This is a genomic window from Cyanothece sp. BG0011 (assembly GCF_003013815.1).
Classification (GTDB): Bacteria; Cyanobacteriota; Cyanobacteriia; order Cyanobacteriales; family Microcystaceae; genus Crocosphaera.
In genome coordinates this window covers 1-22,670 of record NZ_PRLH01000159.1, presented here as the reverse complement: position 1 = coordinate 22,670, position 22,670 = coordinate 1, and the positions used below count along the sequence as shown (strand labels likewise).

Here is a 22,670-nt window from a genome sequence, read left to right as displayed (position 1 = left end):
TAGTGTTTCTCTTAAAATTGTTGCTGATTCCTACCGAGAAAAACATTGTAAAATTCTAGGTATTATTATTAATAAAGTTGCTCATTCAGATCTTAATTTTTTAAATAACTATTTACAACAAACCTATAGTAAAAATAACTATTTATTTTCAGTTATTCCCTATGATAAAAAGTTAGATAGTCCCAGAATGAAAGAAGTAGCAGAACAGTTAAAAGCTAAGGTCTTATATGGCGAAAAACGGTTAAATAATTTAGTGTTTAATTATCTCATTGCTGCCATGCAAATGCAACACGCAATCACCCAATTACAAGATAATGATTTAGTGGTAACTCCATCAGATAGAGGGGACGTTATTATTGGTGCATTGCAAGCCCATCAATCAACCAATTATCCGAATTTAGCTGGTATCTTGTTGACAACAGAATGTGAATTAGAATTGTCAATTGGTCAATTAATTGGAGGATTAAATGATCCCTTACCTATCCTTTGGGTGGATACTTATACTTATCCTACTGCATCTCGGTTACAAACCGTCGATAGTTCTTTAAAAGCAGGAGATATTGAAAAGATTAATTGGAGTATTGAACTATTTGATAAATCGGTTAACTTACCTATTTTAGAACATCTGATTAATAAAATAGAAGTTGAGGGAATTACCCCGAAGATGTTCACTTATAATTTAATCCAAAAGGCACAATTAAATAAACGTCATATTGTTTTACCCGAAGGAAAAGATCCCCGTATTCTTAAAGCAGTGGCGACCCTTTTATCTCAAGATATTGTTGATATTACAGTATTGGGAGAAAAAACTCGTATTGAACGCACAATACAAAGTCATGGTATTCAATTAGATATTAATAATCTCAAGATTATTAATCCTTTGCATTCTTTGAAGTTAGATGATTATGTTAAAAGCTTATATGAACTTAGAAAACATAAAGGAATAACCTTAGAAAATGCCAAAGATATGTTAATGGATGTGTCTTATTTTGGTACAATGATGGTATATTTAGGGGATGCCGATGGTATGGTGTCAGGGGCAATTCATACCACAGGAAACACCATAAGACCGGCATTACAAATCATAAAAACTAAACCCGAATATCAGTTAGTTTCCTCGGTCTTTTTTATGTGTTTACCCGAAAAAGTGCTAGTGTATGGAGACTGTGCGATTAATGCGAACCCTACCGCCGAACAATTAGCAGAAATTGCCATTATTTCGGCAGAAACCGCTCAAACCTTTGGTATTTTTCCCAGAGTTGCTTTATTGTCTTATTCCTCTGGAGAGTCAGGAATAGGAGAAGATGTAGAACGAGTCAAACAAGCCACCATTCTGGCTAAAAAACGCCGTCAAGACCTTTTGTTTGAAGGGCCGATACAATATGATGCTGCGGTAGATAAGACCGTTGCAGCGCAAAAAATGCCCAATTCAGAAGTGGCAGGAGTTGCAACCGTATTTGTGTTTCCTGACTTAAATACAGGGAATAATACCTATAAAGCTGTCCAAAGAGAAACCGGAGCGATCGCCATTGGTCCGATTTTACAAGGATTAAAAAAACCCGTCAATGATTTAAGTCGGGGTTGTACGGTAGAAGATATTATTAATACTGTGGTCATTACCGCCATTCAAGCAAGTGATAAATAAATGGCTTATAAGACTCTAAAAATAAAAGGATAACGATACACTTGATTAGGATCACTCAACACCTTAATAATGGCAAGAATAGGCATCACTAAAGTAACGATACCTAAAATAGCTAACAATGGCCAACCGATGATAACAACGGTTAAAATTCCGAAAATAATACCATACACCCAAGCATTTAAGTGAAAATTCAACGCCTCTTTTGCATTGTTTTGGACAATCTCATCATTGGATATGAAAAAGATGGCAATGGGAACCCCAATAGAAACAAAAGTAGCACTAAAAAAAATAGAACCGTGAGAGATAGCATCTAATAATTTTCGTTTTGTAATCTCATCATTCATATTAATAATCCTCTTATTGGCTCACCGATATGATAACAAGAGTCCGCTAAAAAATAACGCACTCTTGCTTCTATTTCTAATTAACTGTAGCAGCACAAACCTTATTAATCGCTGTTTCTAAGCGATCAGCTGCTTGATTAATTTCATCTTCTGTGACAATTAAAGGGGGAACAAAACGTAATACTTTCGGTCCAGCCGGGGCTAATAATAATCCTTCGTCCATAGCAGCTTTAACAATATCAATGGAAGTAATCGACATTTCTTCGTTAATTTCCATACCATTAATTAATCCCCATCCTCTAACATCGGTAAATAAGGTGGGATCTTTTTGTGCGATCGCCCGTAAACGAGTGCGTAACTGTTCGCCTCTGGCCTGTACGTTGTTTAAGAGATCATCAGTTTCAATGGTTTTGAGGACCGTCAAGGCTGCGGCACAAGCTAAGGGGTTGCCCCCAAAGGTACTGGCGTGGGTTCCAGGGGTCAAAACGTTACAAAACTCTTTGCACATCATCGCCCCAATGGGAACCCCTCCGGCTAACCCCTTGGCGCTGGTTAAGATATCCGGTTCAACCCCTAGGTTTTCATAACCCCACAGTTTGCCACTGCGGCCCACTCCCACTTGTACCTCATCAAAAACTAATAAGATATTATTTTCGTCACAAATTTTTCTTAAACGGAGGAAATACTCGATTTCTCCCGGTCTTACCCCTCCTTCTCCCTGTAAAGGTTCCAACATGATCGCAGCCACCCGACGGTTTCCTTCATCGAGATCAGCGATCGCGTGTTCTATGGCTTTGATATCGTTGTAGGGAACGTAGGCAAACCCTGGCATCAAGGGTTCAAAGTCCTGTTGATATTTGGGTTGACCAGTGGCGGTAATGGTGGCTAAGGTTCGTCCGTGGAAACTGGCTTTAGCGGTTAAGATAACCGGTTCTTCTAGGAAGTCAAGAACCGTATGGGAATATTTACGAATGAGTTTTATGGCTGCTTCGTTAGCTTCGGCGCCAGAATTACAGAAAAATACTTTATCAGCACAAGAATGCTCTACTAGCCACTGTGCCAGTTCTCCTTGTTGGGGGATATAGTATAAATTAGAAACATGGTGCAAAGACTGAATTTGTTCGCTGACGGTTTTGACTAAAGCAGGATGGCCGTGGCCGAGGGTACAAGTGGCAATACCAGCCACAAAATCGAGATATTCCTTGCCCTTGGTATCCCAAAGACGACACCCTTCACCCCGATCAATGGCGATGGGAAACCGTCCATAGGTGTGCATCACATAGTTATCAAAGTGTTGCGGGTCAAAGGATTTGGCGGGGTTTTCTGTGAGGGTAGTATGGGTCACGATTGGCTCCTGAAAAAGTCGCGTTACGCCGGTTTAGGCAATTGTCGTCAATCTGAAGAACAAAATTAGAGTTTGTTTAGGGTTTCCCCAGATGTGATCATTATCTGATTATAAATTATCAATTATTCAATGGAGATCACAACAGTTGATAAAATAATTAAGATTTTATCTATGTTTCATTGATTATTTGTTTATGACTTCATTGACTCCTCCTATCTATGGTTTAGGGTTACATACCACCAGTTCACAATTGGGACTTAGTTTCAGTAATTTTTCCACAGAATATTATACCAAAACTTGGAATTTAGATCGACAATTATCTAATTATTTACATCAATATTTACAAGAATTTATTCAAGCGAAAAGCTGGCAAGATTTTAAGTTTATTGCTGTGGCAACCGGCCCAGGAAGTTTTACCAGTAATCGCATTGGTCTGGTTACAGCCCGTACGTTAGCTCAACAGTTAACTATTCCTTTATTTGGCATTTCTAGTTTAGCGGCTTTTGCTTGGTTTAAGGGGAGCAATTATCAAGTTAATGAGCCTATTTATGTACAGATGAAAGCCTCACGAGGTCAATTTTATGGAGCAATTTATTGTAAAAATAAACAAGACAATGGCTTAGATATTATTGTCAATGATACCGTTATGCTCCCTGAAGATTGGGCGAAAACTCTACAAGATTTAAATCTTTCTTGTCAACCGTTAATAACCCCATCACAATTAGGAATGACAGTGAGTAGTGTTTTAGAATTGGCCGATTATCAATGGCAACAAGGAAAGCGTCCCCATTGGTCAGAAGTTATGCCTTTTTATGGGATGTCTGTGGTTTAATATTAATACTTAGGACGAACTTATATGAATACGTCTACCTCCCTTGCAGCTGCTTTAAACCGTTACAAAAGCGACGTGGCGGACTCTCTAGCTATTTCTGAGAACTGGTATAAGATGTTATACTTAAAAATAATCAAGTTTGTTGTTAAGCTTTAGTTGAAACGAGGAACATTAGATTATGTCCACCATAACAGAAAATGACATCAGAGAACTAAAAAGCTTTATTCTAGAACAATTCAAAGAAGTTAATCAAAAGATAGATAAATCTTCTGAACAAGTTAACAAGAGGATAGATACACTTTCTAAAGATGTTGATACCAAAATAGATAAACTATCTGAAAACCTTCATAAAGAAATAAAACAATTATCTGAAGATGTGAATAATTTAAGAGTTGAAGTAGCAAATGTCAAAGGAGAATTAACAGGAGTGAATAAAAGACTTGATAATTTAGATTTTACCAATCGTACTATTTTTGTTGCTATTGTTACCGCATTAATGGCAGGATTAGTCAAGTTGTTTTTACCGAACTTTACTAGCTAATTGATTATTATTTTATACTATCTAAAACTATGAATAACTTACTATTACCTCATTTTAGGTGAAACGGTTCATTATTCATTAAAGTGTTCATTGCGAGGGGTAATAGAAACAGCAACCTTTGATTGTTACTAAAAACACACCGAAGCAATCTTTGATGTTGTTTGTATAATTGCTTCGGAGGATTTTCAATAAGAGTGAAAGGTTAATTGTGATTTTCCCTCGCAATGACAACGTTAAGAATTGGTGTTACTTAAATAAATAAGGATTTTGAGCGGTTAAAATACCCTGTAAATAAGGAATCACATCAGGAGAATTGATATTTTGTTTTAACCACATTTCTTTTTTTAGATCCCAAGTCCAATATCTTCGTAAATAGGGATTAATTCGTTTTGTTTCTTCAGGAGAACTCATAAAAGATGCTTGTACCATTGGCAAGGTTAACGCTTCTGTATTCATCCATTCTCGCCACTCTTTTTCTATTTCTTCAATGGGTTCTTTAAATAAAGTTTCTAGTTGCAGAATACCATCATTTTTCGCACCATGAAGACGATTTAATAACGGGACTAATTTTTGTTGATGATGTAAAAATAAAAACAAAGAACGAAATAAACTTTGATCATCATGTTCAATTAATGCGGTTTTTAAATCAATATAATTTAATCTTTCTCTTAACTCCACATCTCGCCAATTACTACGATATCCCCAACTAAAATTAACCTTTCCTTCTTCTTCTAAAGCGAGAAATTTCTCTACGAAACTCGCAGCCCCTTGTGCGGCCCATCCTGGAATTCCTTCAGGATAAGAACAGCCTAAATAATGATACATCATCTGATGGGTAAGGGTTCCTAGTCCTGAATCTTCTCTCATAATAACTAAAGGAGAACGAACTAAAGGGCGAACTAAAAAGCCATAGTCTGTATTCAGTCCAAAATAATTTGCAGCAGCATAATAGTTTTTATCTTCCCTAAAAAAATGCACTTCCGTTGAACAACTCGGAGAACCTGGATCAAACAGATAACGATTAACTTCGATGCGAAATTGATTTAAAAATTCTCGTAATTGTTGATCTTTTTGGGATGATGGGCGATCGCTATATAAGGTAAAACCGACCCCTTCTGCTACTTTATAATCTCTGGGGTTCCATAAATCAACTTTAGAATAGTGAGAACCATTAATAATTAAAGCCGGGTTAATAATTAATCCTGTGGCCAAAGCAGTTAAAATGACCCCAAATAGACAAGAAAAAGGAGGAATACCCAAAAAACCAGAAGAACGACGAGAGGTAAAGATTAAACTCAGTCCGAACCCTAAAATTATTCCTAGTATTAATCCTAATCCTAACCCCTGATGAATCCATCCCCAACTAATACCGACAGTTAAACCGATGATACTGCATAGGCCAATGGTTTTCCCTCGGTGAGTAGAAAGGGGGTTTTCAGAGGTTTTAAGGGGTTTTTGAGATGATTTAGTTACAGAGGCGGGGGGAAGCATTCTTAGAGGTAATAACCCTTGTAACGCCGTTGTTGCGTCGGAAAAGCGATCGCTTGGGTTGGGTTCTACCATTTGTGATAACCAAGTCATAAACTCTTCACTGACTTGACTTTCTAAACTAGATAAATCCATTGAACCACTATGATCTAAATATTTGGGCATTTCTGTTGAAGATAAACCTTTCATTTGACAAAAAAGTGTTACCCCTAAACTATAGAGATCAGACGCTTTTGTTAATCTTCCTGATAGTTGTTCGGGAGGCATAAAACCGAGGGTTCCTTTAACGGTACTACTCCCTGAAACTTCTTCTATTCCCACTCTTCCAAAGCCAAGATCGATTAAATAAGCATTCAATTGATCATCAATTAAAATATTATCGGGTTTAATATCTCGGTGAATAATCGGAGGAATTTGTTCTTGAAGATAAACCAGAATTTCTAACAGGGAAATGGCGATAGTTTTGATTTGAGTGGGGTTCAGATGACCAATTTTTGATAAAGATTCTGCTTCGATATATTCGAGAACTAAACCCATACCTTCTGGACAACTAAATGAGTTTAAATAATGGGGAATTCTGGGATGATTCAGTTGTTGCAATAATTCTATTTCTTGTTCTAAGGTTTCTAGTCCCCACCAAGGGTTTGCTTCTGAAATAAACTGAAACTGTTTAATAATAACTGGATGATTTCGGTTAATATCTTTAGCTAAATAAGTGAGCCGTCCCCCGTGTCGGTTTCGTCCTATCACTTTTATTAATTCATAACCATATTCGGTGAAGTTGGGAAGATTAGCACTCATCTGTTTACTATCCTATAGCAATTTATCTTATGTGTATTATTCCCAGTTTTTAAAATTTGATAACAAATAATAACTACCTAAGCAAATATTTTTCTTCTAAATATTGAGAAGATGTTTCTTGTTCACGAGGTAAATAAATAGCAACATTCATACCAATGTCATGTAAATAATGACACATCAATGGGCCTACATCAGACCAACTTAAATTCCCCAATCCACATCCTAATTCTGGCAAAGCTAAAGATGTAATTCCTTGTTTTTTTGCATTTTTTTTGATCCAATCTAAACCTCCTTCAATATCTTCTAATCGAGAATTTTCTCGCCATTTTCGTTTAGTAGCAAATAATAAAAACCATTTAACAGAGTTAGGTGTATTTAAGGGTAAACTGAGATCAGCAAGTTCTTCATCCATTGATGTTTTTCGTTTATAAAGACAAGGTTTAATTTCAGTTATTTGTTTTGCTCGACACATATCTTGATAAACAACATAGACATCAGGAAATTGATATTTTACTCTAGATGCTAATCCCTTACCCATAATTCCTTGAAGATTGACACTAATAGTTAAAGTTTGCATATTTGAGAAAAACATATCCCCACTAATTAGCGAAATATTCTTACCAATTCGTTTTGCCAAATTAGGTTGGAAAAATAGATTAGGTTCAGGAATAACAGGAATTTTAACATTACCAATTATTTTTTGGATTTTTTTTGTGTATCATAATTTGATACATATATGGACTCAATCAGGTTCGGGTTAACTTTTTCGGGGACTAAACATTCAGACATAATAATACGTTTTGAACCATCTGAATCGTTCCACCATTCATTTTGAATAATTTTCCAGTTTTTTTGTAAGACTTTTTTCCCTTGTGGCAAGGAGTAAAATTGAGTTGTATTATTAGCTGTATTGCCATCAGTTATTTTTATATCTGATACTGATAAAAGATTAGGTTTAACTGAGATAATAGCAATATTATTATGTGTTTTTTCATGAACAACTCGATACATCATGGGATTACGAGGTTGAAAATACAAATTAGCATAATTCCATAAACTTTGCCGATCTGGGGTTGCTTTATTTTGGCGTTTATTAACAATTTCATTATCATAGATAGGAGTGAACTGAATCTGTTGTTTCTCTACTTGTCCATGAGATAAAATTCCTTCTTGAAGAATGGAAGAAATATTCTCAATATGAGTAATATAATAAAGATTTTTAATATCAAATTTAGGCATTATTATATTATGTAATTTTTTTAAAATCAAGACTGGTGTACTATATAATTTATTATATTAGCATAAATAATAATCTAGTCTAAGTTTAAATTCGAGTCATCACAGCGATCGCGCAACAGTATAACCCCTAAGTACGTCTAATAAGGAATAACGTTATAAATTATTACTATAGAGATGAAATTTCAAGAAATCGTTGAAAAACTCAGCCCATTAGTGACTGAACATAGTTTAACCACTAATGAAGATCATAACCCTGAGATTACAGGGGTTGCTGCAGTTAACGAAGCCCAAACCCAACAATTAAGTTATATCGAAGGGCCGAAGTTTGCTGCAATGGTGTCCAAAACCGCAGCCAGTGCCTTAATTTTGCCCTGTGACGAAACGTTACAACAAGAAGCGACAAAAAAAGGTCTTGCTTGGTTATCCACCCCAGAACCTCGTTTAACTTTTGCTCACGCTATCAAACTCTTTTATACTCCCTTTAAACCCTCCCCTGGTATTCACGAAACCGCCATTATTGATCCCAGTGTTACCCTAGGCAAAGACGTTTATATTGGTCCTCATGTCATCATTCAACAGGGGGTTAAAATTGGGGATAATGCTTGTATTCAGGGAAATGTGGTTATTTATCCTGAAGTAATTATCGGCGATCGCACTTTACTCCACGCTAATTGTACCATTCATGAACGGGCCCAAATTGGCAATGATTGTGTGATTCATAGTGGGGCCGTTATTGGGGCCGAAGGGTTTGGCTTTGTACCTACCCCCGAAGGTTGGTTTAAGATGGAACAGTCCGGTTATGTCATCTTAGAAGATGGGGTAGAAATCGGTTGTAATAGTGCAGTTGATCGCCCTGCGGTGGGAACCACTCGCATAGGGCGTAACACCAAGTTAGATAATTTAGTGCATATTGCCCATAACTGTCAAATTGGCGAAAATTGTGTCATGGCCTCTCAAGTTGGGTTAGCTGGTGGTGTTACCTTGGGTAAACGGGTGATTTTAGCAGGACAAGTGGGTGTGGCTAACCAAGCTAAAATAGGAGATGGTGCGATCGCCACTGCACAAACTGGTATCCCTAATGATGTGGCGGCCGGAGAAATTGTTTCGAGTAGTCCGGCAGTTTCTAATAAGTTATATTTAAAAGCATCGGCTATTTATAAAAAGCTGCCTGAAATGTATCAAACCTTGAAACGGTTACAAAAAAAATTAGAAGAATAACTTCTTATTTCTAGTTTTTATTTATAATTTATCAAAAAATTTTTATTGAGGTTTTAATCATAATGACTCACTATGGGCTAATTTGTCCGCCATCCACTGGCCATCTGAATACCATGTTTCCCTTGGGCAAAGAACTACAAAGGCGTGGTCATCGCGTTACTGTATTTAATATACTGGATGTCGAATCAAAAGCCCTAGCATCTGGCCTAGAATTTCAGGCTGTCGGAGACTCTGAGTATCCCAAAGGAATAACGCCAAAAAAATTAACGGAGTTAGGTCAACTTAGTGGTCTTGAAGCCTATAAATATACGATTAACTGGGTCAAAAACGATATAGTCGTAGTCTTGCGAGATACCCCCAAAGCCATCAAAAAACTAGGCGTAGAAGCTTTATTAGTCGATCAAGTCTCTCTTGGAGGGGGTTCAGTGGCAGATTATCTCAGTATTCCCTTTATTAGCATTTGTAGTGCTGTCGTCTTGAACCAAGAAATAACGGTTCCGCCCTATTTTACTAACTGGAACTATAATCCGTCTTGGTTGGGACAACTGCGTAACGGGTTAGGTTATCAAATACGAGGTCGACTAATTAAACCCATCATAGAATCAATTAATGAGTATCGACAGCAATGGAACTTGTCTCCTCTCTCTCATCCCAGTGAATGCTACTCTAAATTAGCTCAAATCAGTCAACAACCGGCAGAATTAGAATTTCCCAGAAAAGAATTACCCCCGTGGTTTCATTTTACAGGACCTTATCATAGTTCGGTGGGTCGAGATGTGGCTGATTTTCCCTATGAAAAATTAACCGGACAACCCTTAATTTATGCGTCTTTAGGAACTATTCAAAATCGTTTAATTAAGGTTTTTCAACAGATAGCAGAAGCTTGTGTGGGGTTAGATGCTCAATTAGTCATTTCTTTAGGGGGTTCGGCTAAACCTGAGTCTTTGCCACCCCTTGCCGGTTCACCCCTGGTGGTCGAATATGCGCCCCAGTTGGAATTGTTACAAAAAGCGGCTCTAACCATTACCCATGCAGGGATGAATACCACCTTAGAATGTCTCAATAATGGAGTCCCTATGGTTGCTATTCCCATTGCCAATGATCAACCAGGCGTTTCCTCCCGTATCGTTTGGACAGGATGTGGTGAAGTTGTACCCCTAAAAAGTGTCAAGGTTTCTAAATTGCGAATTGCTATTGAAAAGGTATTAACCGAAGAGTCTTATAAACAGAATGCTTTAAGGTTACAAGCAGCCATTAAAAAAGCAGGTGGTGTGAGTCAAGCCATTGATATTGTAGAACAAGTTCTTGCCACTGGAAAACCGGCTTTCTCTAAAAAACATTAATAAAATAAATCGAGAATATGCAATCTACAAATGAGTAGAGCATTGCCGAACAACCTTATCTAAATTTACTTTCAAAAGTAGATTTTAATCCTATTGTTATCTTAGGAGATCATCGATCACGAACTACTTGATTATACTAAAGTTGGGTGTCGACAGAGTCTTTTAACATAGTGACATTGATTTTTTAGTAGAAATGGAACCAGGTAGAAACTTATTAGATAGAATTGCCTTAATTCAAGACGGAGTCATTGGTTGTTTTGAATTAATAGGAGAAGCAGTTAAACAACTTTCCCCAGAAGTAAGAGCAAAGTATCCACAAATAACTTGAAGAAAAATAGCAGGATTTAGAAATATTTTAATTTCTAATTATATGGGAATTGATTAAGATGAAGTTTGGGGAGTCATTAAAAAATTTTTACCAAGCTTAAAACAAGCAATTATTACTATCATAGAAAAAGAACATAATCAAAATAACTCTACTTAAAGAATTTCAAAGTCTTCTTCTGGTTGGTTCATTTCTTCTAGAGTTTGCCATCCCGGTTGCCATAAAGATCGATCTTTAAATTGTTTTGCATTGATCCAAAAACGAACATTGTCATCACAAGAAGCAACCATTTCGGCAAAGACAAATTGTCCTTGATTTTTGCGGTTAACCACTTGAAAATGTCGCCATCCCCATGTTTTTTGTTTTGCTGTCCATTTTGATCCTAATAAGTGAGGAAATTTTTGTTTTTTGGCCATTTTCTTAATAACTAAATAATCATCTTTTCCCATGACTTACCCTTAGTTTAACTCAAGATGAGTTAATCACTGGTCATTGGTCACTGTTCACTGATAACTAACTAAACGGGGAACATCCTCCTGTCAACATCCTTCTAAAACATAATAAGCGTGATCCCTTGTGTCATTGCTCAGTAGGTGAAAGTGGCGACCTGAAGTAAACAATTAATCACTTCATAACTTTTAGCCTCTGACTTCTTGTTTGTGGTGTGTTGAGGTAATTATGGCCAATAGTGTGAACAGAGTGTCTAATAAATCTGGTTTTCAACGAAAATCAGGGTCTCGTAAATACAAATCCCCTAAATACCATAACCAAATGGTAGGAACCAATCATTTACATAAACAAGGAAAAAACAAGGGAGTGAGTCCCCTTTTTAGAGGGATATTGTGGGGAATGGGTTTTGGCTGTACTGCTGTGGTTTCAGCCACCGCAGGGGCTGCAATTACTCTATTGAGTCCCCTATCAGAGAGGATTTTACCCTTAACTGAAAAGATAACCAATCCTTGGACAACTACCACTGAAACGCCTTCTAACGAGACATCTACCCCTGTGGTGGATAATACGTTGCTACAATATCGCTTATCCCGTCCCATTAATCTTTTAGTATTAGGAATTGATCGGGTGTTAGATACCCCTCCAGGCAGTCTTGAAGGGTTTGGGGGACGCAGTGACACCATTTTACTGTTACGCTTCGATCCAGCTGATAATTCCGTTAAAATGCTTTCCGTTCCCAGGGATAGTCGGGTTCATATTCCAGGGTTGGGTTACACTAAAGTTAACGACGCTAACATTCATGGGGGACCAGGGTTAGCGGCTAGGGTACTGAGCAAAACCCTCAATGATGTTCCCATTGACCGCTATGTTCGGGTGACGACGGATGCTTTCATAGAATTAGTCGACTTGGTAGGAGGGGTAGAAGTATTTGTCCCTTATGCTATGGAGTATGAAGACAAAACCCAAAACCTGAAGATTGATTTACAAGCCGGTAGGCAAATTCTTAACGGGGAACAGGCCGAACACTTTGCCCGTTTTCGTAAAGATAGTTATGGTGACATTGGCCGAGTCCAACGACAACAAATCCTGCTTAAAGCCCTGCGTCAACGCATTACTAACCCCACTATTATACCCCGAATTCCCCAAGCGATCGGTTTAGTAGAAAAACATATCGATACTAATCTCACCTGGGAAGAAATGTTGGCCTTGGTGAATTTTGGTCGACAAATTGACCGAGATCAAGTGCAAATGGTGATGTTACCGGGTCGTTTTAGTCAAGAAGAAGAATTTGATAGCCGTAGTTATTGGGTGATGTCAGAAAGGGGACGGGATCAAGTGATGGAACAATATTTCGGGATTACTCCCCAATGGCAGTCTTCTTCTCGTCGTTCCCCTAACCGTGTGAGAATTGCCCTACAAAATGCGACCGATGATCCAGGGTTAGCGAATCAAGTTAGGGAATATCTGGCTAAACAAGACATTCATAATGTTTATACTATCTCCGATGCGCCTCAATTATTACGAGAAACAGAAATTGTGGTGCAACAAGGGGATTTTGAAGCAGCTAATTACTTGCAAACCACTTTAGGAATGGGTAGAGTAGAAGCATCTTCTACAGGAGATTTAGACTCTCAATTAACTTTACGCATTGGCTTAGATGCTAAAGATTTAGTCTTGGGGGATAGTTTTCTGAAAACCCGTGATCAATGATGATGAAACAAGTTAAAGCCCTATTGTTCCGTTTATTGGCCTTAGCTGGTCTACTATTAATCGTGAGTCTTTGGATATTGTTGGATGCTCGTGTGGCGATCGCCCAAGATAACACGGTCAATTATACTTATGGAGAATTACAACAGCAAGACTTCTCTGATAAGGACTTACAAAAGGGTGTATTCGCAGCAGCAGATATGCGAGAAGCCAATTTTGAAGGGTCTGACCTCTCTTATGGCATTTTTACTGAAGGAATCCTCTTAGGGGCGAATTTGAAGGGGGCGGATCTCAGTTCATCTTTACTCGATCGCGTAACCTTAGATTTTGCGGATCTCACGAACGCTATTTAGTTGATGCGATCGCCACTCGGACTCGTTTCTATGATGCTACGATTACCGGGGCCGACTTTACCAATGCCAGTGATTGATCGTTATCAAGTTTCTTTAATGTGTGAACGGGCCGAAGGGGTTAACCCAGTCACTGGGGTTTCCACTAGAGATAGTTTAGGGTGTCGTTAACTTATCATTAGATTTAAGTTGTTTTGAAACGTCATTATTATGTATCAAACTGATGCCCTAAATGATCCGAAAAAGGTTCTTCCCACCATGTATGATCTCCCTAGCGAAGATCCGGAGGAACCCGGTGTGCCAGATCAATATCATATTCTACAACCCCGACTCCTTGAATACACATTTCATCCTGCTAATTATTCTCCCGATGAAGTGTTTATTGCTACGGATATGAATCTTTATTATGATGTGCGTCATACCGGTTGGTATAAGCGTCCGGACTGGTTTGCGGTGGTAGGGGTTGATCGCTTATATGAACAACAGGATATGCGGTTGAGTTATGTGGTATGGCAAGAGGGAATTAATCCTTTTGTCGTGGTAGAATTACTATCACCTGGAACAGAAAAAGAAGACTTGGGACAAACATTACGAAAAGCAGAAAATTTCCCCACGAAATGGGAAGTTTATGAGCGTATTTTGAGAGTGCCTTATTATATTGTTTTTGATCGTTATACGGATCAATTAAGGGCATTTCAGTTAACCGGAAGTCATTACCGAGAATTAGAATTAACTGAATCTCGCATCTGGATGGAGGATATTGGCTTAGGGTTAGGACTTTGGCAAGGTTGTTATGAAGGATAGAAAGGCTATGGTTACGCTGGTATGATCCTAATAGAAATTGGATTTCTACCCCTGAAGAAATAGCCCAACAAGAAAAATTAAGGGCTGATAAATTAGCACAAAAACTAATTGACATGGGGATTGATCCAGAAGACATTTAATGGATTTAGATTTTTTGTCCTCCAATAAGCAAGGCCCCTTCAAAAAACTCAGAAGACGGGGTGATTTTTTGTAATAAACCCCTTTCGGTACTTAAACCAGCTTCTTCAATATAAGTTGCTAATTTTTCCATACTGGCGTTACCAATATACCATTCATTGTTGCCACGGATATCTAATTCACGCCATAACTTTTGAAAGATATTAGTGGGGGCTATATAAGTTCCACCCTCCATGTGGGCCATAATTCCACCCGGAGACAGTAAGCGAGAACATTCTAAAATGACTTTACGCCTGATACCATTGGGTAATTCATGAAAGACAATATTACTGACAATTAGATCAAAAACTACCCTCGGCAAAAGTCGTATGACTGGCATCCATTTGGTGGTAATAGATAGGTAAGTCAAGGGCAACAGATAAAGCGTGTCCACACCGTAACTGACTAGAAGATACATCAATACCATGTATCTCTGCTTGGGGAAACTCCATGGCCATAGCAATAGTTGAACCACCCGCAGAACACCCCATATCTAAAATTCGTCGGGGCTTAAAATTAGGAAACCGTTCTAATAAATAGTTCACCATACGGCTTAATCTTCCGCTTCCTACACTGTAATGACGAATAGTAGGAGATGATTGACCCATAATACTTGTACCCATGTCCCAGACACAGCCTAGAAATTGTTCTTCCCAGTCATTGGTCGCAACATAAGGACACCAATGAAAATTAGGCTGAGTAACATAGAGAGGCATTTCTAGTTCAGGGTTCAAGTTAAGACGCTCTTTTGCGGTATTTTCCCATTCTTTAATCTTTTGTTGATAGTCTAAGTCAGCATTAATATCCGCACGGGCCGCATTAAAAGCAAGACCTGCCGGTCCAGTTCGCATCTTTTCAAATTCTTTAACTAAATCATGGGTTAATAACTGTCGACGAATTTGACCGTAGGTAGGTTGTTTTCCTGTTGTTGTAGTCCATTGTTCAACTTCTGTTTTGACTAACTCAGCCACTTGATAAAAGACTGATTTGGCAGCACTGTATTTTTCTATCCACTCTTGGGTCAATTGTTGTCCTTGAGTAGAAATTTTCGGGCATAAAGATTTTAGATTATCTTCCTTTGTATTCAGACCAATTGATTGGTTTGTCATAATGGTTTTATTTGAATATTTCTAGATAGTATTTTCAAGATAACTAGATTAAGTATGACTGATCTAAAAAAAGTTAGCGTAAATGTAACCCTCCATCAATGGGTAAAGCAACTCCAGTAATAAAGGCAGCTTTCGGAGAACATAAAAAGGCAACCAATTGACCAATTTCTTGAGGAGAACACCACCGTTGCATGGGTGTATTGTCTATCATTTTTTTGATCATTTCTCCTTCTACACCACCATATTTTTCCATTGCTTTATTCCAAGCTTCGGTTTTTGTATAACCAGGGATAATAACATTAACGGTAATTTGTCTTGAGGCTAACATTTTGGCATAATATCGAGTCAAAAATTCTACAACTGTTTTCCCTGTTCCTGGCATAATATAAGACAATCGTGGGGTTTGGGTCATATTACAACCTGGGGAAGAAGTGGCCACAATATAACCGTTTCCATCTTCCATATAATTAATGGCTTTTTCTACACAACGAATAAAGCATTTAGGATAGACATTTTGATAATAATCATATTGCTCTAAGCTGGTCAAATTTCCATCAGCTAATAATTGTTTTTGTTTATCTGCGGCTGCTTCTGCTTCTTCTGATGTCGGAGTTGTAGTAATTCCTAAATACAATCCTGCGTTATGAACTAATGCTGTTAATTTTCCCTCAAATTTTTCTTCTAAACAAGTAAAGTATTGATTAATGGTTTCTTCTTTCGCAATATCTCCTTTAACAGTGCAGACTTTAACTTGATATTCAGTTTCTAATCTTTTCTTAGCTTCTGCTGCTGCGGTTTCATCACTATTAAAGCCAATAATCAGATCATAATTATCGGCGGCTAGTTGTTGTGAAATACCAAAACCAATTCCACGGGTTCCTCCGGTAACGATTGCTACTTTTTGAGTCATAATGAAAGAGACTTGTGATCGTTTAGATTAATTAGATTATATAAACTATATTATAGAAAGATTATTGTCGTTTTTCACCCTAAATCATCAAACGTTATGGATCTTAAAGTACAAAACTGGAAAAATTTTACCGATCAACATTTGTATGATTGGCATGGTGTTTGGACTAGATATACACCCACAGGAGAGGTTTTAGGGTCATTTCGGAGTCTTAGACGTTTTGAAGGCAACAGTGATCAAACAGAAGTTTATCAGCTAAATCGATATATGTATGCTGAGGATAATATTAAAGAAGAAAGTTGGAATTATAATCAATCTGAGCATAGTTTATCGGATGGTATGTTTCATCCTCAAACTAATTTAATGCGAGGTTATTTTTTCCCTTCTGGTCATGCGACTTGGACAATGACACAATTACAATCAGGATCGGGTTTTGGACTGGAATTATTTTTTAGATACCAACATCTTAGACATAGTGTCGGTATTGTTTATGATGACCAAGGAAACTTAATGAGAACGGCTAATATTAGAGAAGATTCTGACGGCTATCCTTCTTCTTTTTGGTCAAGAAAATTAGAACAAGTATCATCAAGAAACTTAAACAAACATTGGCAAGGAACTGCTACAACTATCACTCCTAATTTACAAATTTCCGACCCTGTTGTTACTCAATTTAATTGGGATAAAGAAGATCATAAAATTTTCTATTTACCTGATGGCGTTTCTATTAGTTGTCCTGAAAAAGTTACCGTTGGAACTTCTTTTTGTTGTATGGCTAATTGGTTAATTAATGAACAAGAAATGCAGGAATTAATAGCTGATTATGATGCTTCTGGAAACTTTCAATCTCTAACCCTTAAAAGATATAATTTGGAACAATAATAATGTGCTTCTAAACTAAAGTATTAGCATAGATAAACTGATATCCTTCTTCTTTAATTTTACTGTTATCAACCCTTGCATTTAAAGCACTAAAAGGAGGTTTACTTTCATCCCAAGTAACCCGTTCTAATTGTTGGCGATCGCAAATTAAATCACACAATTCTTTACTGGTTAATTTCAGATCATTAACTAAATTATAAATTCCCTCACATCCCTTTTTGTTAATAAATTCAACAGCAGAAACAATATCATCTAAATGTATCCAAGCAACATAATTATTGCCATCTCCTGGTAAGTTTTGTCCTGCCATTCTTCCTATTCGTTTATTCAACTCTCTTCCGGGTCCATAAATTCCCCCTAAACGCAACACACAAACATTAATATCTTCTCTGTTTAACCCTAAAATAATCTTTTCTGCTTCAACTAAAACTTTGTTATAATTAGTCTCAGTATCTAAGGGTGAAGTTTCATCAACCCATTCTCCTTTTTTATTCCCATAAACGGAACCACTACTCAGATAAATGACCTGTTTAACGGTTGAATTATTCTTTAATGCTGTCACTAAATTTTTCGCGGTTGGTAAATAGGTTTGTGCATAAGCTTCTGCATCAACTTGGCGATCGCTAATTGGGGCAATACTGACTAAAATTGTCTCTTGATTATTGATAACTTTTTCTACCGCTTCTAAGTCATCTCCTCTCATGACAATAGGACGATGAGTAATGGTTTCTAAGTCTGAAATCTTCTCTTCTTTGGTGGTAGTCCCTGTGACATAATAACCTTTTTTATACCAATAGCTTACCACTGCTTTACCCACATAACCACAACCCATTACTGTCACTTTTTTACCTAGGTTTTGCTGTTGCTGTTCTGTCATAAGGGGTTTAAATGTGTTATTTTTACGTTAACATTTTTGATCGTTTTTTGTTACTATAACAAGACTTTTTGAAGATAGCAAAGATCACAGTGATTGACTCGCTCATCTCTTCAATTTAATTAAGAAAAGCTTATTAAAATTATTTTTAAGTATTTAATATTTTTATTATAAAGCCCTTGTTACAAACGTTAATCAAATTTTCTTTTTCCCTGATTTTGCTAAAATTTGCCCAATTCTTGACTTTCGGTTAGTTTTGTTTTATATTAGTCATGGTATATAGTTAGGATAATTATAAGCAAAATTATTGTTCAGTCCTGAAACCCAGACACAGATTAGGTTCTAAAATTTAAAGTTATCTGCGATCGCTTCACTATTCAGCAGTTTCACCAAATTTTCAAATTAGAACAAATAAACTATAAATAAGATTTGTAAACTGAGCTTGACAAAACAAGAATAAGTTACCAAGTTTAGAGAAATTGTATATTAATCGTAAAATTGACTTTAAAATAAGGAAAGGAGAACATCAAAAATGGTTCAATTAGGCAATAAAATCTATTCTTTTGAAGAATATTTAACTTATGACGATGGGACGGACAATAAGTATGAATTAGTCAATGGAGAATTAAAAATTATGCCCCCAGCGAGTGGATTTCATGCTTTAATTTTGCACTTTATTTTCAAAATTCTAGACCAAGAAATTGACCGAATCGAACAGCAATGTAAAGTGATGCCAGGGACAGTAGGGTAAGAACAGCGAAAAATAAATCAAGAATTCCCGATTTAGTTATTTTATCAGAGAAACAATGTCAAGAAATAAGAGAAATGTCCACAGCCGTTTTAGAATCACCTCCCCTTTTAGCGGTAGAAATAGTGAGTCCTAATAATGCTGATGATGACTATCGTTATAAACGTTCTGAGTATGCCGTCAGAGAAATTCCTGAATATTGGATTATTGATCCAGAGGCTAAAAAAGTATCGATTTTGTTATTAGTTTCTGGATTTTATGAAGTTACAGAGTTGACCGAAGAACAAGAAATTAAATCCTCTCTTTTTCCTGAATTAAAGTTAACAGTTAAGCAAATATTTGAAGTGTGATTAACAAGACAATGAAAACCCTGATCAAACCCCAACTATAACAGTATTAAGTTGGGGTAATTCACATTAATTAGGATTCATACTTAGTTTAGAAATTTCATCTTGTACAACCCGATGATCGTGACGTAAGGGTATTTGAACCCCTTTAGGAAGTTGATCCACTTTAGTCATAGCTTGTTCAAAGTAAGTATAAGCTTCTTTGAGCAACACTAAGTCTTTCGGTTGACCGTCTTTGCTTCTGCCTTTTTTCCGCAATAGTTGACCTTTAAAATAGAGGAACTCAGGGTTATCAGGGCTGTTAGCTAAAGCTTGATCGATATATTGCATAGCGGTATCGTATTGATCCAAGTCCCGATAAGCTGCAAATAAAGCCCTATCCACCATATAGTTAGGGGCTGCATATTGTTGAAAACGGGCGATCGCATCTTCTGGGGAAGAAAAGGGTAAATTAACCGATAAAATTAAATCCAGATAGCCTTTGAGTAAGTTTAATTCTGGGTCATTGGGAGAGATTTGTTCTGCTTTATCCAGGTGATCAAACACCAATTGTAACTTATTAACGGCCCCTAAAGGACCCTTGGTTTTAAAGGTGTAGGCCCCTTGTAAAAAATGTCCCACTGCTTGATATAAGTTACCCCGTAAGGGATCAGTGGCCGTTAATTTTTAGCCGTGGATAGGGTTCGATCCGCTGCATTTTTCATGACATCCCAGTCTTCATTAGAGTAAGCCAAAGAAGCTTGAATAGCGAAAGCGAGGGGTTCATCGGTTTCCGTTTGAACCGCTTGTTGTAAATAGGTTTTCGCTTCTGGATAATTGCCATTTTTGAAAATTTCGACAAAAGCGGCTTCGGTATTGTCTCCAATGGGACGGGGGTTACTACTACGGAAAGGATCACCGGCCCATGAGGGGGTTGCCCAGAAACTTAATGCTACTGTACACACCACAGACCAAGACATAGAAACCTTTTGCAGTTTAATCAATGGGTTCATCATAATTGTCTCCAAGCAACATTAATAAAATACATTTATCTTGATCAGTTCAGATTGTGATCTCGATACTAGCAAAAAATTTTCATACTATAATTACTTTTTAGCAAAACATCAAAAAGATAAAGCTTAAGACTTAGTTTAATTTTGAACCATCCAGAGATTAGGGATAATAGAGACGGTTTATTAACTGTCTCTCAAGAAAAGAAAAACTATCTTATGTTGACTAGGTTATTAAGAGTATTGATCGATGGAAAAAGTTCCTTTTAGTCATCAGACTTCTATAAGTCTTTTCGGGTAATGTTACCGATAGACTGAGGTAAGGTTTGAATATCAATGACTTGTAAGCTTTTCATATCATAAGTTGTATAGCGAGTTGCTTCTGATGCTAAAGCAATATCAACAATGGTGAGGGTTTTTTGGGGAGATAAATTACTATTTAAGAGTTGACGGGGACCCCCTCCTAATGCCCCACTATGAAGTAATTCTAATTGTCCTGTTTTGCCTGGATAATAGGCATGATGATGACCACTAATATAGGTGTGAACGTCATATTTTTCTAAAAGGTTTTGTAACTTTTCTCCCTCTGCCATATAGTTTCCTGGGGTGTTTCTTCCCACTGCTACAGGATAGAGAGGAAGATGACCAATAGCAAGGCGTAATTTTGCTTGTTTGGCTTGTGAACTATTTAAACTATTTTTCGACCCAAGTTAACTGGTTTGGATCAATCATATGGGTTGAAGCATCCCAAACTAAGTAAAAAATATCTTGTTGTTGAAAGGTATAATAAAAAGGAAAATTAGCTTGATCAATAAAGTTTAATCCTGGGTTATGATTCGGATGATTCCAATAGGCAGAAGCGAGGTTTCTTTCTTGTTGAAAATTGTATTTCCCCCCACTCATGGAACCTGATCCGTCGTGGTTACCAATGGTAAAACCGAAGGGTAGTTTTGCTTGTCTTAAAGGGGCAGCAATATGAACATCAAATGCTGACCACATAGCCTCTATTTGTTGCTTTGTTAAAGACCGTTTTTGCCCGGCTACCATGTCCCCCCCACAAAGGACAAGATCGGGCTTCCATTGGGGAATTAACGTGATCGCTTTATCAATTTCTGGATCATAATCAGTCGATCCATATTGACTGTTTAAATCACTAATAACGACAATTCTAACATCCTCTTTAATAGGTGCATATAAGCCATCAGGGGCAATAGCAACCGGTTGATTAATCGGAGATAGTTCGGGGGGTTAACTGCTATATCTTGAGAGTCATTAGGTTGAGATTGACTAAAAAGTTTGTGACTTGCTGTAGCCAATGTTACACCAACTAACCCACCTGTTAGTATTAAAAATTGACGACGATTATAAACCATTTTCTGCAGTTACCAGTGACCAATAAACAATAGAATCCATACTAACATTAAGGTGATGACTGATAATGGGTAAAACTATAAATGGTTTGTCGTTCCCAAGGCAGAGTACATTGAGAGGGTTTTTTATTAATAGAAAAGGGACGACGATCTAATTTGACTTGTAGTCCTAACATGGGATCATCCCCCGAGGAAACTAAAAATTCTAATCGTTTAATATTGGGCCAAGTGACTAACGTATCGAGAATATTAGTAATGGCTTGAACATAAGGATGGTTCATATTTTTATACCAGTTTCCCTCTACCATTTGTAGCTGTTCAAACCCAGATGAAAGATCAAAGAAGGTCGTTCAAATAAAGCGATCGCCACCGGTCTTGCTTCTTCTTGTAAGACTAATTGAACGGAACGACTTAACTGACGCACTTGCTCTAAATTCTTATATCTTTCCTTGACTGAGATGTTTTCATTTTTCCAGTCAATAGCAATGGTAATCAAATAAGTTTGTAGGAATAAATGACCTAGTTTTTCGGCTTTAGTGGATAAATAACTAGAATTATAATTATTGGGTTCAATTAATAAAGGAAGTCGTTCAACCACTTCTAAACCATAGCCTTTTAATCCTGCAATTTTTCGGGGATTATTAGTAATGAGACGAATTTTTTTGATGCCTAAATCGTTTAACATTTGGGCCCCCATACCATAATCCCGTAAGTCCGCAGGAAACCCTAATTTTTCGTTGGCTTCGACGGTATCAAGGCCCATATCTTGCAGAGAATAGGCTTTTAACTTATTCACCAAGCCAATGCCTCGGCCTTCTTGTCTGAGATAGAC

18 protein-coding genes and 6 pseudogenes are annotated in these 22,670 nt (G+C 37.2%); 11 read left to right on the top strand and 13 right to left on the bottom strand.

Annotated features, from left to right (window positions below; translation table 11 throughout):
- Positions 1 to 1,645 (top strand): phosphate acetyltransferase (gene pta, locus C4E06_RS20840; RefSeq protein WP_107670350.1); only part of this gene is annotated, 1,645 nt, incomplete at its 5' end.
- A gap of 5 nt (positions 1,646 to 1,650) precedes the next feature.
- On the opposite strand, the gene C4E06_RS20835 is transcribed toward pta, so the two are convergent.
- Together C4E06_RS20835 and C4E06_RS20830 are read right to left on the bottom strand one after the other, a co-directional pair.
- Positions 1,651 to 1,989: a DUF4870 domain-containing protein gene (locus tag C4E06_RS20835; protein ID WP_107670349.1), complete on the bottom strand. Its 339-nt coding sequence runs from the start codon at positions 1,987 to 1,989 to the stop codon at positions 1,651 to 1,653.
- 76 nt (positions 1,990 to 2,065) lie between these two features.
- A complete protein-coding gene (locus C4E06_RS20830; protein ID WP_107670348.1) occupies positions 2,066 to 3,334 on the bottom strand; it encodes an aspartate aminotransferase family protein in 1,269 nt (422 codons plus the stop codon).
- Positions 3,335 to 3,527: 193 nt separating this feature from the next.
- Here C4E06_RS20830 and tsaB point away from each other — a divergent pair, with 193 nt between their 5' ends.
- Both tsaB and C4E06_RS20820 read left to right on the top strand, forming a co-directional pair.
- Positions 3,528 to 4,166, top strand: coding sequence for a tRNA (adenosine(37)-N6)-threonylcarbamoyltransferase complex dimerization subunit type 1 TsaB (tsaB, locus tag C4E06_RS20825; RefSeq protein ID WP_107670347.1), 639 nt, complete (start codon positions 3,528 to 3,530; stop codon positions 4,164 to 4,166).
- Between the two features lie 178 nt (positions 4,167 to 4,344).
- Entirely contained in the window at positions 4,345 to 4,707 is a 363-nt protein-coding gene (locus C4E06_RS20820; protein WP_107670346.1) for a polyhedral envelope protein, read from the top strand.
- Between the two features lie 246 nt (positions 4,708 to 4,953).
- On the opposite strand, the gene C4E06_RS20815 is transcribed toward C4E06_RS20820, so the two are convergent.
- The 3 genes from C4E06_RS20815 to C4E06_RS28305 all read right to left on the bottom strand — a co-directional run bounded on the left by C4E06_RS20815 (position 4,954) and on the right by C4E06_RS28305 (position 8,235).
- Positions 4,954 to 6,996: a serine/threonine-protein kinase gene (locus tag C4E06_RS20815; protein WP_107670345.1), complete on the bottom strand. Its 2,043-nt coding sequence runs from the start codon at positions 6,994 to 6,996 to the stop codon at positions 4,954 to 4,956.
- A gap of 73 nt (positions 6,997 to 7,069) precedes the next feature.
- Positions 7,070 to 7,573 (bottom strand): macro domain-containing protein, encoded by a 504-nt coding sequence (locus C4E06_RS28310; RefSeq protein WP_198648905.1) that lies wholly within the window; start codon positions 7,571 to 7,573, stop codon positions 7,070 to 7,072.
- A gap of 116 nt (positions 7,574 to 7,689) precedes the next feature.
- Positions 7,690 to 8,235, bottom strand: a complete 546-nt coding sequence (locus C4E06_RS28305; protein WP_198648904.1) for a DUF4433 domain-containing protein — start codon at positions 8,233 to 8,235, stop codon at positions 7,690 to 7,692.
- 174 nt (positions 8,236 to 8,409) lie between these two features.
- On the opposite strand from C4E06_RS28305, the gene lpxD reads away from it, so the two are divergent.
- The 3 genes from lpxD (at position 8,410) to C4E06_RS29315 (ending at position 11,124) form a co-directional block, all read left to right on the top strand.
- On the top strand, positions 8,410 to 9,453 hold the full coding sequence (gene lpxD, locus C4E06_RS20805; protein WP_107670344.1) for a UDP-3-O-(3-hydroxymyristoyl)glucosamine N-acyltransferase: 1,044 nt from the start codon (positions 8,410 to 8,412) through the stop codon (positions 9,451 to 9,453).
- 62 nt (positions 9,454 to 9,515) lie between these two features.
- Positions 9,516 to 10,796: a glycosyltransferase gene (locus C4E06_RS20800; protein WP_107670343.1), complete on the top strand. Its 1,281-nt coding sequence runs from the start codon at positions 9,516 to 9,518 to the stop codon at positions 10,794 to 10,796.
- Between the two features lie 193 nt (positions 10,797 to 10,989).
- Positions 10,990 to 11,124 carry a hypothetical protein gene (locus C4E06_RS29315; RefSeq protein ID WP_255412177.1) on the top strand — a complete coding sequence of 45 codons (135 nt, stop codon included), beginning with the start codon at positions 10,990 to 10,992 and terminating at the stop codon, positions 11,122 to 11,124.
- A 152-nt stretch (positions 11,125 to 11,276) separates the two neighbouring features.
- Here the strand turns inward: C4E06_RS29315 and C4E06_RS20790 are convergent, their stop codons facing one another.
- Positions 11,277 to 11,537 carry a TIGR02450 family Trp-rich protein gene (locus tag C4E06_RS20790; RefSeq protein ID WP_107670351.1) on the bottom strand — a complete coding sequence of 87 codons (261 nt, stop codon included), beginning with the start codon at positions 11,535 to 11,537 and terminating at the stop codon, positions 11,277 to 11,279.
- 262 nt (positions 11,538 to 11,799) lie between these two features.
- Between C4E06_RS20790 and C4E06_RS20785 the strand changes: the two genes are divergently transcribed.
- The 3 genes and pseudogenes from C4E06_RS20785 to C4E06_RS20775 all read left to right on the top strand — a co-directional run bounded on the left by C4E06_RS20785 (position 11,800) and on the right by C4E06_RS20775 (position 14,572).
- Positions 11,800 to 13,281, top strand: a complete 1,482-nt coding sequence (locus C4E06_RS20785) for an LCP family protein (RefSeq protein ID WP_107670342.1) — start codon at positions 11,800 to 11,802, stop codon at positions 13,279 to 13,281.
- Between the two features lie 2 nt (positions 13,282 to 13,283).
- Positions 13,284 to 13,799 (top strand): annotated as a pseudogene (locus C4E06_RS20780) (pentapeptide repeat-containing protein).
- Between the two features lie 39 nt (positions 13,800 to 13,838).
- Positions 13,839 to 14,572, top strand: a pseudogene (locus C4E06_RS20775) (Uma2 family endonuclease).
- A gap of 5 nt (positions 14,573 to 14,577) precedes the next feature.
- On the opposite strand, the gene C4E06_RS20770 reads toward C4E06_RS20775, so the two are convergent.
- From C4E06_RS20770 to C4E06_RS20760, 3 genes are all read right to left on the bottom strand, one after another.
- On the bottom strand, positions 14,578 to 14,949 hold the full coding sequence (locus C4E06_RS20770; RefSeq protein ID WP_198648903.1) for a class I SAM-dependent methyltransferase: 372 nt from the start codon (positions 14,947 to 14,949) through the stop codon (positions 14,578 to 14,580).
- On the bottom strand, positions 14,912 to 15,718 hold the full coding sequence (locus C4E06_RS20765) for a class I SAM-dependent methyltransferase (protein WP_107670340.1): 807 nt from the start codon (positions 15,716 to 15,718) through the stop codon (positions 14,912 to 14,914). The genes C4E06_RS20770 and C4E06_RS20765 overlap by 38 nt, the downstream gene beginning before the upstream one ends.
- Positions 15,719 to 15,791: 73 nt before the next feature.
- Positions 15,792 to 16,628 carry an SDR family NAD(P)-dependent oxidoreductase gene (locus C4E06_RS20760; RefSeq protein WP_107670339.1) on the bottom strand — a complete coding sequence of 279 codons (837 nt, stop codon included), beginning with the start codon at positions 16,626 to 16,628 and terminating at the stop codon, positions 15,792 to 15,794.
- Between the two features lie 96 nt (positions 16,629 to 16,724).
- Here C4E06_RS20760 and C4E06_RS20755 point away from each other — a divergent pair, with 96 nt between their 5' ends.
- Positions 16,725 to 17,510, top strand: a complete 786-nt coding sequence (locus tag C4E06_RS20755; protein WP_107670338.1) for a DUF3598 family protein — start codon at positions 16,725 to 16,727, stop codon at positions 17,508 to 17,510.
- Between the two features lie 10 nt (positions 17,511 to 17,520).
- Here C4E06_RS20755 and C4E06_RS20750 read toward each other — a convergent pair whose 3' ends face one another.
- Positions 17,521 to 18,387, bottom strand: a complete 867-nt coding sequence (locus C4E06_RS20750; RefSeq protein ID WP_107670337.1) for an SDR family oxidoreductase — start codon at positions 18,385 to 18,387, stop codon at positions 17,521 to 17,523.
- A 529-nt stretch (positions 18,388 to 18,916) separates the two neighbouring features.
- Here C4E06_RS20750 and C4E06_RS29710 point away from each other — a divergent pair.
- Positions 18,917 to 19,482: pseudogene (locus C4E06_RS29710) on the top strand (Uma2 family endonuclease).
- Between the two features lie 66 nt (positions 19,483 to 19,548).
- On the opposite strand, the pseudogene C4E06_RS29705 reads toward C4E06_RS29710, so the two are convergent.
- The 3 pseudogenes from C4E06_RS29705 to ribA all read right to left on the bottom strand — a co-directional run.
- Positions 19,549 to 20,474 (bottom strand): annotated as a pseudogene (locus C4E06_RS29705) (Sll0314/Alr1548 family TPR repeat-containing protein).
- 275 nt (positions 20,475 to 20,749) lie between these two features.
- Positions 20,750 to 21,841 (bottom strand): annotated as a pseudogene (locus C4E06_RS29700) (metallophosphoesterase).
- Positions 21,842 to 21,888: 47 nt separating this feature from the next.
- Positions 21,889 to 22,670 (bottom strand): annotated as a pseudogene (gene ribA / locus C4E06_RS29395) (GTP cyclohydrolase II RibA); the annotation flags it as partial.

What these genes read in the sequence shown, in the direction of transcription:
- C4E06_RS28305 (WP_198648904.1), bottom strand. Translation starts at nt 8,235, where the DNA reads ATGCCTAAATTTGATATTAAAAATCTTTATTATATTACTCATATTGAG.
- C4E06_RS20750 (WP_107670337.1), bottom strand. Translation starts at nt 18,387, where the DNA reads ATGACAGAACAGCAACAGCAAAACCTAGGTAAAAAAGTGACAGTAATG.
- C4E06_RS20800 (WP_107670343.1), top strand. Translation starts at nt 9,516, where the DNA reads ATGACTCACTATGGGCTAATTTGTCCGCCATCCACTGGCCATCTGAAT.
- C4E06_RS20785 (WP_107670342.1), top strand. Translation starts at nt 11,800, where the DNA reads ATGGCCAATAGTGTGAACAGAGTGTCTAATAAATCTGGTTTTCAACGA.
- C4E06_RS20760 (WP_107670339.1), bottom strand. Translation starts at nt 16,628, where the DNA reads ATGACTCAAAAAGTAGCAATCGTTACCGGAGGAACCCGTGGAATTGGT.
- C4E06_RS20820 (WP_107670346.1), top strand. Translation starts at nt 4,345, where the DNA reads ATGTCCACCATAACAGAAAATGACATCAGAGAACTAAAAAGCTTTATT.
- C4E06_RS29315 (WP_255412177.1), top strand. Translation starts at nt 10,990, where the DNA reads ATGGAACCAGGTAGAAACTTATTAGATAGAATTGCCTTAATTCAAGAC.
- C4E06_RS20790 (WP_107670351.1), bottom strand. Translation starts at nt 11,537, where the DNA reads ATGGCCAAAAAACAAAAATTTCCTCACTTATTAGGATCAAAATGGACA.
- C4E06_RS20765 (WP_107670340.1), bottom strand. Translation starts at nt 15,718, where the DNA reads ATGACAAACCAATCAATTGGTCTGAATACAAAGGAAGATAATCTAAAA.
- tsaB (WP_107670347.1), top strand. Translation starts at nt 3,528, where the DNA reads ATGACTTCATTGACTCCTCCTATCTATGGTTTAGGGTTACATACCACC.
- C4E06_RS20770 (WP_198648903.1), bottom strand. Translation starts at nt 14,949, where the DNA reads ATGCCAGTCATACGACTTTTGCCGAGGGTAGTTTTTGATCTAATTGTC.
- C4E06_RS20755 (WP_107670338.1), top strand. Translation starts at nt 16,725, where the DNA reads ATGGATCTTAAAGTACAAAACTGGAAAAATTTTACCGATCAACATTTG.
- C4E06_RS28310 (WP_198648905.1), bottom strand. Translation starts at nt 7,573, where the DNA reads ATGCAAACTTTAACTATTAGTGTCAATCTTCAAGGAATTATGGGTAAG.
- C4E06_RS20815 (WP_107670345.1), bottom strand. Translation starts at nt 6,996, where the DNA reads ATGAGTGCTAATCTTCCCAACTTCACCGAATATGGTTATGAATTAATA.
- C4E06_RS20835 (WP_107670349.1), bottom strand. Translation starts at nt 1,989, where the DNA reads ATGAATGATGAGATTACAAAACGAAAATTATTAGATGCTATCTCTCAC.
- lpxD (WP_107670344.1), top strand. Translation starts at nt 8,410, where the DNA reads ATGAAATTTCAAGAAATCGTTGAAAAACTCAGCCCATTAGTGACTGAA.